At 68.7% G+C, this 13,080-nt stretch carries 12 protein-coding genes; 1 reads left to right on the plus strand and 11 read right to left on the minus strand.

Annotated elements, in window-relative coordinates; translation table 11 throughout:
• Positions 1 to 36: 36 nt before the first annotated feature.
• The 6 genes from glnB to A5747_RS15820 form a co-directional block, all read right to left on the minus strand.
• Positions 37 to 375: a nitrogen regulatory protein P-II gene (gene glnB, locus A5747_RS15795; protein ID WP_076063176.1), complete on the minus strand. Its 339-nt coding sequence runs from the start codon at positions 373 to 375 to the stop codon at positions 37 to 39.
• The gene (locus tag A5747_RS15800) at positions 372 to 1,757 is read right to left on the minus strand and encodes an ammonium transporter (RefSeq protein WP_076125821.1); all 1,386 of its coding nucleotides are present in this window, start codon (positions 1,755 to 1,757) and stop codon (positions 372 to 374) included. Before A5747_RS15800 ends, glnB begins: the two co-directional genes overlap by 4 nt.
• 187 nt (positions 1,758 to 1,944) lie before the next feature.
• A complete protein-coding gene (gene ftsY / locus A5747_RS15805) occupies positions 1,945 to 3,246 on the minus strand; it encodes a signal recognition particle-docking protein FtsY (protein WP_076125823.1) in 1,302 nt (433 codons plus the stop codon).
• A gap of 42 nt (positions 3,247 to 3,288) precedes the next feature.
• Positions 3,289 to 6,888, minus strand: coding sequence for a chromosome segregation protein SMC (smc, locus tag A5747_RS15810; RefSeq protein WP_076125826.1), 3,600 nt, complete (start codon positions 6,886 to 6,888; stop codon positions 3,289 to 3,291).
• Between the two features lie 134 nt (positions 6,889 to 7,022).
• Positions 7,023 to 7,316, minus strand: coding sequence for an acylphosphatase (locus tag A5747_RS15815; protein ID WP_076125827.1), 294 nt, complete (start codon positions 7,314 to 7,316; stop codon positions 7,023 to 7,025).
• Complete coding sequence (locus tag A5747_RS15820; protein ID WP_076125829.1) at positions 7,291 to 7,716, minus strand: OsmC family protein; 426 nt, start codon at positions 7,714 to 7,716, stop codon at positions 7,291 to 7,293. The genes A5747_RS15815 and A5747_RS15820 overlap by 26 nt, the downstream gene beginning before the upstream one ends.
• Before the next feature lie 34 nt (positions 7,717 to 7,750).
• On the opposite strand from A5747_RS15820, the gene A5747_RS15825 reads away from it, so the two are divergent.
• On the plus strand, positions 7,751 to 8,536 hold the full coding sequence (locus A5747_RS15825; protein ID WP_076125831.1) for a PIG-L deacetylase family protein: 786 nt from the start codon (positions 7,751 to 7,753) through the stop codon (positions 8,534 to 8,536).
• A gap of 13 nt (positions 8,537 to 8,549) precedes the next feature.
• Here the strand turns inward: A5747_RS15825 and mutM are convergent, their stop codons facing one another.
• From mutM to A5747_RS15850, 5 genes are all read right to left on the minus strand, one after another.
• Positions 8,550 to 9,398 (minus strand): DNA-formamidopyrimidine glycosylase, encoded by an 849-nt coding sequence (gene mutM, locus A5747_RS15830; RefSeq protein ID WP_076125833.1) that lies wholly within the window; start codon positions 9,396 to 9,398, stop codon positions 8,550 to 8,552.
• Between the two features lie 110 nt (positions 9,399 to 9,508).
• Positions 9,509 to 10,222, minus strand: coding sequence for a ribonuclease III (rnc, locus tag A5747_RS15835; protein ID WP_076125835.1), 714 nt, complete (start codon positions 10,220 to 10,222; stop codon positions 9,509 to 9,511).
• Positions 10,219 to 10,812, minus strand: a complete 594-nt coding sequence (locus tag A5747_RS15840; protein ID WP_198938204.1) for a DUF177 domain-containing protein — start codon at positions 10,810 to 10,812, stop codon at positions 10,219 to 10,221. Before A5747_RS15840 ends, rnc begins: the two co-directional genes overlap by 4 nt.
• Before the next feature lie 70 nt (positions 10,813 to 10,882).
• Positions 10,883 to 11,620, minus strand: a complete 738-nt coding sequence (gene sepIVA, locus A5747_RS15845) for a cell division protein SepIVA (protein ID WP_076063359.1) — start codon at positions 11,618 to 11,620, stop codon at positions 10,883 to 10,885.
• A 267-nt stretch (positions 11,621 to 11,887) separates the two neighbouring features.
• Complete coding sequence (locus A5747_RS15850) at positions 11,888 to 13,051, minus strand: AAA family ATPase (protein ID WP_076125838.1); 1,164 nt, start codon at positions 13,049 to 13,051, stop codon at positions 11,888 to 11,890.
• Positions 13,052 to 13,080: the final 29 nt, after the last annotated feature.

Here is a 13,080-nt window from a genome sequence, read left to right on the forward strand (position 1 = left end):
GCCCGTCCGGGTCGGATCAGCAATGTGCGGCTGGCGTCACAGCGCATCGGTTCCGCGTTCACCCGTGCGGACCCGCACTATGGTTTCCACGGGACTCACCCAGACCTTGCCGTCACCGATCTTGCCGGTGCGCGCCGAGCGAACGATGCTGTCCACGACCTTGTCGACGATCGAGTCGTCGACAACGACCTCGATCCGCACCTTCGGCACGAAGTCGACCGAGTATTCCGCGCCCCGGTAGACCTCCGTGTGGCCCTTCTGCCGTCCGTAGCCCTGAACTTCGCTGACCGTCATCCCCAGGACGCCCGCCTCCTCGAGGGTGGTCTTGACGTCATCGAGGGTGAACGGCTTTACGATCGCGGTGATCAGCTTCATGCGTGCTCTGCCTCCACTTTCTCGTCCACCCGCTCCTCCGCACCGTTACGGTCGTCCAGCGCAGTTCGTGTCGTAAGCCCAGACCCCTGGCCGCCGATCACTCCAAAATCGTAGCCGCTCTCCGCGTGCTCGGCCTCGTCGATACCCGAGGATTCCGCCTCGGGGTTGAGGCGCAACCCCATGGTGTACTTCAGGATCAGGGCCAGGATGAGCGTAACGATGCCGGAGTAGAACAGGACGGAGAACGCGCCGACCGCCTGCCGTTCCAGCTGCGCCCAGCCGCCGCCGTAGAACAGCCCCTTCGATACCCCGGCCACGCCGTTGATCGCCGGGCTCTCCGGCGCGGCGAGCAGGCCGACCAGCAGTGTGCCCGCCAAACCGCCGACGAGGTGCACCCCGACCACGTCGAGCGAGTCGTCGAAGCCCAACCGGAACTTCAGCCCGACCGCCAGCGCGCAGACCACGCCGGCCACCGCGCCGACCACGATCGCGCCCAGGATGTTGACCGACGAGCACGACGGGGTGATGGCAACCAGCCCGGCGACGATGCCCGACGCCGCGCCCAGCGTCGTGGGCTTCCCGTCGCGGATGCGCTCGGTCAGCAGCCAGCCGAGCATGGCGGTGGCCGTGGCGACCGTGGTGGTCATGAACGTCGATCCGGCGGCGCCGTTCGAGCTGGTCGCCGACCCGGCGTTGAACCCGAACCAGCCGAACCACAGCAACCCGGCGCCGAGCATCACGAACGGCAGGTTGTGCGGCCGGAACAAAGTGGTCGGCCAGCCCTTGCGCTTGCCCAGGACGATCGCCAGCATCAGGCCGGCCACACCGGAGTTGATATGGACCGCGGTACCACCGGCGAAGTCGATCGCGTGCAACTTGTTGTTGATCCAGCCGCCGTGCTCGGAGGCGAAGCCGTCGGCCGCGAAGACCCAGTGCGCGACCGGGAAGTAGACCAGCGTCGCCCACAGCCCGGCGAACACCAACCACGCGGTGAACTTCAGCCGGTCCGCCACCGCGCCCGAGATCAGCGCGACGGTGATGATCGCGAACATCAGCTGGAAGGCCACGAAGACGGTGGCCGGCATGGTGCCGGCGAGCGGGATGTCGACCTGCGCGACGCCCTTGGTGGCGTCGGCCTTCACGGCATTTCCGCCGATCAGCTTCGCCAGACCCCAGTAGTCGGTCGGGCTGCCTACGACGCCACCCTTGTCGTTACCGAACGACATCGAGTAGCCGTACAGCACCCACAGAACCGTCACCACACCCATGGAGCTGATGCTCATCATGATCATGTTGAGCACGCTTCTGGTGCGGACCATGCCGCCGTAGAAGAAGGCAAGACCAGGCGTCATCAACAGCACCAGCGCGGAACTCGCCAACATCCAGGCGGTATCCCCGGTATCTGGTTGGCCCAATTGCGGGAAACTCACTCGCTTTCACCTCCGGTCGACATGAGTAGGCCGACAGGCAGGTGCCTGTGGCCTGCGAGAACTGTGCGCAATTGTTGTTTCGGCAATGGGGCCGCCATGTTTCGGCGGTATTAACGTCCCGCGTGCCGTGTAAGCGGTCTCAGCCGAGCAGCGCGTCCACGAATGCGGCGGGTTCGAACGGCGCCAGGTCGTCGGGTCCCTCGCCGAGTCCGACCAGCTTCACCGGCACGCCGAGCTCTTGCTGAACACGGAAAACGATGCCGCCCTTGGCCGTTCCGTCCAGCTTGGTCAGTACCGCGCCGGTGATTTCCACGACCTCGGCGAAGACCCGCGCCTGCGCCAGCCCGTTCTGCCCGATGGTGGCGTCGAGCACCAGCAGTACCTCGTCGACCGCTGCGCGCCGGGTGACCACCCGCTTGACCTTGTCGAGTTCGTCCATCAGGCCGACCTTGGTGTGCAACCGGCCGGCGGTATCGATGACCACGACGTCGGCGCCCGCGGCGATCCCCTTGTCGACCGCATCGAAGGCCACCGACGCCGGATCGGCGCCTTCGGGGCCGCGCACCACCTCGGCGCCCACGCGGGCCGCCCAGGTCTGCAGCTGATCGGCGGCCGCGGCCCGGAACGTGTCGGCGGCGCCCAGCACGACGCGGCGCCCGTCGGCCACCAGCACGCGAGCCAGCTTGCCGACGGTGGTGGTTTTTCCGGTGCCGTTGACGCCGACGATCAGCAGCACCGAGGGGTGGTCGGCGTGCGGTAGGGCGCGGATCGACCGGTCCATCGCGGGTTGCAGTTCGGTGATCAGGACGTCGCGCAGCACGGCCTTCGCGTCGGCCTCGGTGCGCACGTTGCCGCTGGCCAGACGGCTCCGCAGCTGCGAGACCACCGCATCGGCGACCACCGGGCCCAGGTCGGCGACCAACAGCGTGTCCTCGACCTCCTGCCAGGAGTCCTCGTCGAGGTCGCCGCCGCCGATCAATCCGAGCACGCTGCGGCCCAAGGCATTCTGCGAGCGGGCCAGCCGGCCGCGCAGTCGTTCCAGTCGGCCTTCCGGCGGCGCGATGGCCTCGATCTCAGCGGCGGCCGGCGCCTCCGGGGCCTCTGCTGCCACCGGCTCGGGTTCGGGCGCCGCGGGTTCGGGCGCCACCTCCGGGAGGTGGACGTCGGAGATCGTGCGCCGCGGCGCGTCGCGGGGAACCGTGGCGTCGTCACCGACGGCGGGCAGCCCGCCGGTGTCGAGCGTCGGAGCGGATTGGCTGAAGGTGATGCCCGACGACGCGGTGTAGCCGCCCGAGCGGTCTATCGCGCCCGGTTCGGCCGTCGTCGTCAGGCTGATGCGGCGGCGGCGGTAACGGCGCAGACCCAGGACCAACGCGACGATGACGACCAGGGCGGCGATGGCGCCCAGGACCGCGATGGCGATCCCAAGACCTTGCGACACGCTGACATTCTTCCAAGCGGCCGCGCGCCGGTGGGACCGGCCCTAGTTGGAACTGGAGACCAGCTGCTCCACCTGCTGGCCGCGCATGCGCTGGGAGATCACCGCGGTGATGCCGTCGCCCTGCATCGTCACGCCGTACAGCGCGTCGGCGACCTCCATCGTCGGCTTCTGGTGCGTGATGATGATGATCTGCGACTGGGCGCGCAGCTGTTCGAACAGACCGATCAGCCGGCGCAGGTTCACGTCGTCGAGCGCGGCCTCGACCTCGTCCATGATGTAGAACGGCGACGGGCGGGCCCGGAAGATCGCCACCAGCATCGCCACTGCGGTCAAGGCCTTTTCGCCGCCGGACAGCAATGACAGCCGGGTGATCTTCTTGCCCGGCGGACGCGCCTCGACCTCGATGCCGGTGGTGAGCATGTCGTCGGGATCGGTCAGCCGCAGCCGGCCCTCGCCGCCGGGGAACAGCGCGGTGAACACGTCGGAGAACTCGCGCTCCACATCGTTGAAGGCGTCGGTGAACACCTGCAGGATGCGGGCATCGACGTCGGCGACGACATCCAGCAGATCCTTGCGGGCCGCCTTGACGTCCTCGAGCTGGGTGGACAGGAAGTTGTAGCGTTCCTCCAGCGCGGCGAACTCCTCCAGCGCCAGCGGGTTGACCCGGCCCAGCTCGGCCAGCTCACGCTCGGCGCGTTTGGCCCGGCGCTCCTGGGTGGCCCGGTCATACGGCATCGGTGCGGGCATGGTGACCTGTTCACCACGGTCGCGGGCCTGCTCGAATTCGGCCATCTCGAGATCCGTCGGGGGCAGCGCGACGTCGGGGCCGTACTCGGCGATCAGGTCGGCCGGCGCCATGCCGAACTGCTCCAGCACCATCTGCTCGAGCTGCTCGATGCGCAGGGCCGCCTGGGCGTTGGCCACCTCGTCGCGGTGCAGCGAATCGGTCAGGGTCGCCACCCGGGCCCCCAGCTGATGCACCTCGTCGCGGACCGCCGCCATGGCCACCGAGCGCTCCTGACGCTCGGCGACCAGCGCGTCGCGGATCCGCGACGCCGCGTCGACCACGCGGTCCAGCCTCTCGGCCAGCAGCCGCCCGGCGTCGGCCACCGCGGCGGCTACCGCGGCCGCGCGCAATCGTGCCGCGTGCGCCTGCTGGGCCCGGATCCGTGCCTCGCGTTCGGCGGCGGCCGCGCGTCGCAACGAATCCGCCCGCCCGCGCACCGCGTTGGCGCGTTCCTCGGCGGTGCGGACGGCCAGCCGCGCCTCCACCTCGGCGCCGCGCGCGCTTTCGGCGGCGGCGGCGATCTGCTGACGGTTGACCGGGTCGGCCACCTGGACATGCTGCGTCTCTTGGGCGTTGCGCAGCCGGGTCTCGAGCTCGGTGACCTCTTCGACCGTCTGCGCCCGCCCCGACTCCAACTCCTCGCGCTGGTGCAGGAGCCGGTTCCACTCCTGATCGGCGGTGCGGGCATCCTGGCCGAGCCGGCCGAGCTGCTCGTACATCGCCGAGATCGCGGTGTCGGATTCGTTGAGGGCGGCCAGCGCCTGCTCGGCGGAGTCTTGTCGGGCGCTCTGCTCGGCCAGCGCGCCGGACAGCGCCGCACTCAGCTGAGCCACCCGCGCCTCCGCCGCGGCGAGCTCGCTGCCGGCCTTGTCGATTTCCGAGGTGAGCTCCAGCGTGGACAGCTTGCGGTCGGAACCGCCGCTCACCCAGCCGGCGCCCACCAGGTCGCCGTCGAGGGTGACCGCGCGCAATTGCGGGCGCGCCGCCACCAGATCCAGCGCCTGGCCCAGGTCGCCGACTACCGCGACCCCGGAGAGCATGGCGACCATCGCGCCGCGCAGCCGCTGCGGTGCCTCGACCAGATCGAGCGCCCACAGGGCGCCGCCGGGTAGCTCACCGGCCGGCGCGGGATTGTCGGCGGGCCAATCGCCCAGCACCAGGGCCGCGCGGCCGCCGTCGGCCGCCTTGAGCGCGGAGACCGCCGAACGGGCGGCGCCAAAGCCCTCGACGGCCAGCGCGTCCGCCGCGGACCCGAGCACGGCGGCCAACGCCGTCTCGTAGCCGGACCGGACCTTGACCAACTTGGCGACGGGACCGAAAAGCCCTGCGACACTGTAGTTTTGCGTAAGCCACGCGGCGCCGTCCTTGCGCTCGAGGCCCACCGAGAGCGCGTCGATGCGGGCCCGCAGGGACGCGACCTGACGTTCGGCCTCCCGCTCGGCGGACTGCAGCTCGGTGACGCGTTCGTCGGCCAACCGCAGCGCGGCCACCGTGCGTTCGTGGTGCTCGTCCAGGCCGACCTCGCCCTGATCCAGTTCGCCGACGCGGCCCTGCACGGTTTCGAACTCCGCCTTGGTCTGCTGCGCGCGGGTGGCGGCGTGTTCGATTCGTTCGGTCAGGCGCGCGACGCTGTCGTCGATCGATTCGACGCGCGCTCGCATCGTCTCCACCTGACCGGCCAGCCGCGCCAGGCCCTCCCGCCGGTCCGCCTCGGCCCGTACGGCCGCCAGGTGGGCGCGGTCGGCCTCGGCGGCCGCGCGCTCGCGTTCGGCCAATTCCGCGCGGGCGGCATCCAGCCGGGTGCCCGCCGCGGCCAGCTCCGCCAAGAGCCGCTGCTCGGTGGCCGCAACCTGCTCGGCCTCGGCTTCCAGCGCGTCGGGGTCGGTGTCTCCCGTCGTCGCCGGCTCCAGGTCGAGATGCTGGGCGCGCTCGTTGGCGATGCGCACCGTGGCGCCCACGCGTTCGGCCAGAGCGGACAACCCGAACCAGGTGTGCTGAACCGACTCGGCGCGGCCGGAAAGGTCGGCGAGCGCGGTCTCGTGCGCGGTCAGCTCCTCGGATGCCACCGCGAGGCGGGCGGCGGCCTCGTCGTGTTCGCGGCGCATCGCCGCCTCGGCCTCCAAGATCGCCTCGCGCTCCACCTGCCGGCTGACCAGGTCGTCGGCGGCCAGGCGTAGTTTGGCGTCGCGCAGATCGGCCTGGATGGTTTGGGCGCGACGGGCCACCTCGGCCTGCCGGCCCAGCGGTTTGAGCTGGCGGCGCAGCTCGGTGGTGAGGTCGGTGAGCCGGGCCAGGTTCGCCGACATCGCTTCGAGTTTGCGGAGAGCTTTTTCCTTGCGCTTGCGATGCTTGAGCACGCCGGCGGCTTCCTCGATGAAAGCCCGGCGATCCTCGGGACGCGACTGCAGGATCTCGTCGAGCTTGCCCTGCCCGACGATCACGTGCATCTCTCGCCCGATACCCGAATCGCTCAGCAGCTCCTGCACGTCCATCAAACGGCAACTGGCGCCGTTGATTTCGTATTCACTGGCGCCGTCACGGAACATCCGCCGAGTGATCGACACCTCGGAGTACTCGATCGGCAACGCGTTGTCGGAGTTGTCGATGGTGACGGTGACTTCGGCGCGGCCCAGCGGCGCGCGCGACGAGGTGCCGGCGAAGATGACGTCTTCCATCTTTCCGCCGCGCAGCGTCTTTGCGCCCTGCTCCCCCATGACCCACGCCAGGGCGTCGACCACGTTGGATTTGCCGGAGCCGTTGGGGCCGACGACGGCGGTGATGCCCGGCTCGAAGCGCAGAGTCGTCGGCGATGCGAAGGACTTGAAGCCCTTCAGCGTCAGACTCTTGAGGTACACGGCTCGCCAGACTACCGGTCAAATTGGCCCCGACCCCGCTCACCGAGGGGTGTCGGCTGGCACGAAATTTGCCTGGCGTTCACGTGTCGACGCACTGGCCACAGGGGCCACATCAGTCACTGAGCCGAGGGGTGTCAGCGCTCGACGAAACCCTCGAACTCCTCGGTTGGCGCCGACCAATCGGCGACAACCTTGTCGACATGCCCGGGCGTGCCCCCGCCGTCCAGCAGCTGCAGCAGTTTCTCGCCCGCCTCGCGCGGACCCTGAGCGACCACGCGCACGCGGCCGTCGGACTGGTTGGCCGCGTACCCGGTGAGGCCTAGTTCCAGGGCGCGGCAGCGGGTCCACCAGCGGAAACCGACGCCCTGGACCCGCCCGTGCACCCAGGCGGTGAGCCGGACGTCAGGATCCGACGTTGGATTCGACACTGGCGACCTCGAAGTTGACTTCTGTGCCGGATTTCAGCGTGCGCCCGACCGTGCAGACCAGGTCGATGGCCCGGTTCACCACCACCAGCAGGCGTTCCTTCTCCTCGTCCGACAATCCCGACAGGTCGAGCTCGAGGGTCTCATCGAGCCGCGGATAACGCTCCTGTTCCCGGTCGGCGGGTCCGGACACCTTGACCACCGCGTTGTAGTCGTCTCCGAGCCGGCGGGCCAGCGGCTCGTCGCTGGCCATCCCGCTGCATGCGGCGAGTGCGATCTTGAGCAGCTCGCCGGGGGTGAATACACCCTCGACGTCATCGGAGCCGACGAGAACCTGCGCACCCCGTGAGCTGTGTCCGGTGTAGCGGCGCGATCCGGTGCGTTCGACCCACAGTTCCGTCATAGGTCATTTCTACCGGGCGGGCATACTGCGTTGCATGGCCACTGTCGTCGCGTTCCACGCCCATCCCGACGACGAGGTAATCCTCACCGGCGGAACACTCGCGCGGGCGGCGGCGGCGGGGCACCGCGTGGTTCTTGTCACGGCGACCGACGGGCGGGTGCACAACGAGGACGATGGCGTCCGGCTGAACGAATTGCGTTCGAGCGCGGGCATTCTCGGCGTTCACCGGGTCGAGTGCCTCGGTTACGCCGATAGCGGCTACGGTCCCGATTTCTACCCGGATCCACCCGGCCGGGTCAGGTTCGGGCGAGCCGATGTCGATGAGGCGGCGCAGCGGCTGGCCGGCATACTTAGCGAGGAAGACGCGGACCTGCTGCTCAGCTACGAGCGCAACGGCGGCTACGGCCATCGAGATCATGTGCAGGTACATCACGTCGGCGCGCGGGCAGCCGAGCTCGCCGCGACCCCGCGGGTGCTCGAGACGACCATGCCGCGCGAACTACTGCGCCGGACCAGCGATCTGGCTCATCTGCTGCGGCTACCAGCACCATACGAGCGGGACATCGTCCGCACTGCATATGCTCCGCGGGCGAGCATCACCCATCGCATCAACGTCTTTCGTTTCGCGCGGCAGAAGCGGGACGCGCTCGCCGCACACCGCTCGCAGATCGGAGGCTCTGGCCGGGCCGCGCGCCTGTTCGAGGCGCTGCTTCGAGTGCCACCCCAACTCTTCGGTCTGATATTCCCGTGTGAGTGGTTCGTGGACCCGGCCCTATCACCAAGTTCGCCAGGAGCTTTGCGCCGCGACATCTTTGATTGATCGGCATGTACCCTCAACGCCGCGGCCGCGGCTGGCATTTCGGGCAGTAGAACGACGAGCGGTTCATGAACCTCTCCCGGCGCATGACCGCGCCGCAGCGCCGGCAGCTTTCGCCTTCACGGCCATAGGCGTCCAGGGAGCGGTCGAAGTACCCGGACTCGCCGTTGACGTTGACATACAACGAATCGAACGATGTCCCGCCCTGCGCCAGGGCTTCGCGCATCACCTCCGCGGCCGAATCCAGCACCGCGCCAAGCTGTTTGCGGGTCAGCGTCGCGGCGATTCGCGAACCGTGCACCTTGGCCCGCCACAGCGCTTCGTCGGCGTAGATATTGCCGATCCCCGACACCACCTGCTGATCCAGGAGCTGGCGCTTGATCTCGGAGTGCTTGTGCCGCAACACTTTTACGACAGCGTCGGCATCGAACCGGGAATCGAGCGGGTCACGCGCCAGGTGCGCGACGGGCTGCGGCACCACACTGCCGTCCACTTCCACGAGGTCGGCGAGCATCCAGCCGCCGAACGTCCGCTGGTCCGCGAAGCTCAGCACGGTCCCGTCGTCGAGCAGCGCGGAGATGCGAACATGATCGGCGCGCGGGACGGTCCCCAGCAGCATCTGCCCGCTCATGCCGAGGTGAACCACCAGCGCCTCACCGGATTCCAGCGTCAGCCACAAGTACTTGCCCCGACGATCCGTTCCGGTGATCCCCACGTCGAGCAGGCGGGCGGTCAGGTCGGCGGGCCCGGCCTCGTGGCGGCGCACCGCGCGGGGATGGTGGACCCGAACGGCGGTGATCGTCTTGCCCACCACATGGGCCTGCAAGCCGCGGCGCACCACCTCGACTTCGGGTAGTTCAGGCATCTAGTGATGATCGCAAGCGCGGCGAAGCCGAGCGCTGCGGGTCATCACCGTCGAATTGGGCATGATCGCAAGCGCGGCGAAGCCGGGCGCTGCGGGTCATCACCCTCGATCTATGCGGACGATTTCCCCACGGTGTCCAGCACTTCCAGTGCTTTCCAGGTCGCGGCGGCGGCCTTTTGCTCGGCTTCCTTCTTGGAGCGGCCCACCCCGGACCCGTATTCGGTTTCCATTACGACCACCACAGCGGTGAATTCTTTGTCGTGGTCCGGCCCCGTGGATGTGACCACGTAAGACGGCGCGCCCATGCCGCGCGCCGCGGTCAGTTCCTGCAGGCTGGTCTTCCAGTCCAGCCCAGCGCCCAGCGTGGGTGCGGCGTCCAGCAGCGGGCCGAAGAGTCGCAGGATCACTGCGCGCACCGTGTCGATGCCATGCTGCAGGTAAATCGCGCCCAGCAGCGACTCCATGCCGTCGGCAAGGATGCTCGACTTGTCGGCTCCGCCGGTGTTGGCCTCGCCGCGGCCCAGCAGCAGATGAACGCCGAGCCCGCCTTCGGCGAGGTTGCGTGCCACGTCGGCCAGCGCCTGGGTGTTGACCACGCTGGCGCGCAGTTTGGCGAGATCTCCCTCCGAACGGTCGGGATGACGGTGGTAGAGCTCGTCGGTGACGGTCAGGCCCAGGACCGCGTCGCCGAGAAACTCCAGCCGCTCGTTGGTCGGCAGCCCACCGTGCTCGTAGGCATAGCTGCGGTGCGTCAATGCCAACGAGAGCAGCTCCTCGGGCAGCTCGACTCCGAGCGCGTCGAGCAGGACCTGCCGCGAGCTCACTGCTCACCCCGCGAATCCGGCTGGGACGCTTCGGGTTCCAACATCTGCCTCAGCTTCGCCCATCGCGGGTCGATGCGGTCATGGTGATGGCCCGGCTCCGCGGCCAGCGAAACACCGCATTCGGGGCACAATCCCGGGCAATCCGGCCTGCACAGCGGGGCGAACGGAAGCTCCAGTCCGACGGCGTCGACGATGGGCTGCTCGAGGTCGATGGTGTCCTCGACGATGTGGCCGACCTCGTCTTCCTCGGTGGTCGCCTCGGTCGTGCTGTCGGGATACGCGAAGAGTTCGGTCAGCGCGACCTCGACGCGGCCGGTGACCTCGGTCAGGCAGCGGACACACTCGCCGACGGTCGGCCCGGCCACCGTCCCGGTGACCAGGACGCCTTCCGACACCGACTCGACCCGCAGATCCAGCTCCACCGGCGCGCCGGGTTGGATCGCGATCATGTCCCGCCCAATGCGTGACGGGCTGGGCACGGTGTCGCGCAGGGTGACCATTGCGCCCGGGCGTCGCCCGAGCCGGGTGATATCGATCGCCATCGGCGAGGTCGGGTGTCGCCGCGCCGTGGTGCTGTGCTGCCGCGCCATAGGGGAAATCCTACGGCGCGCGCCGCCCGGCGCGAGGGCGCAACGAAGCGGTCAACGGCTGCCGCGGGGGCTAGCGCGTCGCGTAGTCGTGCGTGCCGGCCGCCGTGCGCAGCTGGTGGCGGCCGCGGCCGACGGAGCGCAGCGTGCCGTTGAGGAACTCCTCGAACTCGGCGAGCTTGTTGTCGACGTAGATGTCGCACTCGCCGCGCAAGCGATCGGCCTCGGCGTGCGCCGTGTCGATGAGGCGGGTGGATTCCGCGTTGGCCGCTTGCACCACCTCGTTCTGCGACACCAGGCGCTGCTGTTCCTTGATGCCCTCTTGGACGGCCTTCTCGTAGGAGATGTTGCCGTTTTCGATCAGCCGGTCGGCTTCGGCCTGGGCGCGCCCGACGCTGGCTTCGTACTCGCGTTTCGCCGCGGTGGCGATGCGGATCGACTCCTCGCGGGCTTCACCGAGCATCCGCTCGCTGTGCTGGCGCGCCTCGCTGACCATGCGGTCCGCCTGGGCTTTTGCGTCCGAAAGGATGCGGTCGGCCTCGGCGCGGGCGTGGTTGAGCATCGACTCCGACTCGGTGGTCGCCGACGACACCATGGATTCGGCATGCGTCTTGGCGTCGTGCAGCATCGAATCGCGCGCGTCCAGCACATCCTGGGCGTCGTCCAGCTCGCCGGGGATTGCGTCTTTGATGTCGTCGATCAGCTCGAGGACGTCACCGCGGGGCACCACGCATCCGGCCGTCATCGGCACGCCGCGGGCTTCCTCGACAATGGCGCCCAATTCGTCCAGCGCTTCAAACACTCGATACACGGCCATGCCCTCCTGGCGTCTTGCAAAAGCTCCTGTTGTTACCAGTGTGCCTGGTGTTACGTCTGTGACGGCGGTGGCGAGGCCGGTGTGTCGGGCATTTGCTCGGGGAACAAACGGGAAAACCCCAGCACACCGGCGTTGACCAGATCGTTACCGTCCATATTTGCGGCAGTGCCGGAGTTGGCAAAGTCCGGTTATTTTGCCGTCAGTATATGAGCCTTCGCCAGCATCGATCTTGTTGCCGGCGAAGGTTCAGGCGGTCGGCCCCTAGCGTTTGTCCCAGTCCCAACGCGGGGTGGTCAGCAGGCTCTGGCCGGTGATGCGGGTCTCGCCGAAGTCCTTGTACAGCTCGATGCCGACCGCCGCGTCCTCCAGGAATCCCAGCAGCGAACGCGAATGGGTGACGACAACCACCTGGGTCTGCGACGCCGCCGCGCGGATCAGCGACGCCAGCGGACCCACCAGGCTCGGGTGCAACGAGGTTTCCGGCTCGTTGAGCACCATCAGGGACGGCGCCTGCGGGCTCAGCAGGGCGGCGGCCCACAGGAGAAACCTCAGGGTGCCGTCGGACAGCTCGGCCGCCCGCAGCGGTCGCAGCATGCCGCGCTGGCCCAGCTGCAGGTCGAACAGCCCGTCGTTGGCGACCACCGAGACCGTCGCGCCGTCGAAGGTGTCGGCGACGATGCGGCTCAAATCATCGATTTCGGCCTCGATGATCGTCTGGATGGCGGCGGCCAGATCATGGCCGTCATCGGAGAGCACCGGGGTGCGGGTGCCCACCTGCGGGCGCCGCGCGGGCGCCCCGGCGTCAACCCGGAAACCGTCGTAGAAGCGCCAGCCGCGCAGCCGCTCACGCACGGCGGCGAGTTCGGGAAGCGCTTGCGGGTTGGCATATTCCGCCAGCACGCTGCGATACGACGGCAACGTTCGGCACAGCTCGTCGAAGCCACTGCCCGATTGCGCGCTGACTTCGGCGAAGGTGCGCGTCCTGCGCACCAGGGTGGTCGCCGCCCGCAGTACCGGGCCGACGAACAGCGCCTCTCGCTTGATCTCCGGATCACGCGCGAACGCCGACCGGGCCCGGCCGGTCGACTGCGGCAGCCCGAGATCCACCAGATAGCCGAAATCGTCCGCGGCGAAACCGAGTTCGAGAGACACCGGCCGGTTGTTGCGCGCGGTTCCTTGCGCCTTTCCCGTCCGGCGCGCGGCGCCGAGTTGCTCGGGCCCGGCCCACAGCACGGATTCCAGGCCGCCCTCGCGGGCCAACGACCCGATCACCTCGCCGCGACCGCAATCGGCCAGCAATCGCAGCGCGCGATACAGCGACGACTTTCCGACGCCGTTTTCGCCCGTGATGATCGACAGCCGGCCCAGTGGCAGGATTACTTCCCGCAGCGAGCGGTACCCGCGGATCGCGACCGTTTGCAACACGTGCCCGACTCTAACTTCGCCGACCGACA

Origin of the sequence: Mycobacterium sp. IS-836 (genome assembly GCF_001954275.1) — a bacterium.
Lineage (GTDB): Bacteria > Actinomycetota > Actinomycetes > Mycobacteriales > Mycobacteriaceae > Mycobacterium.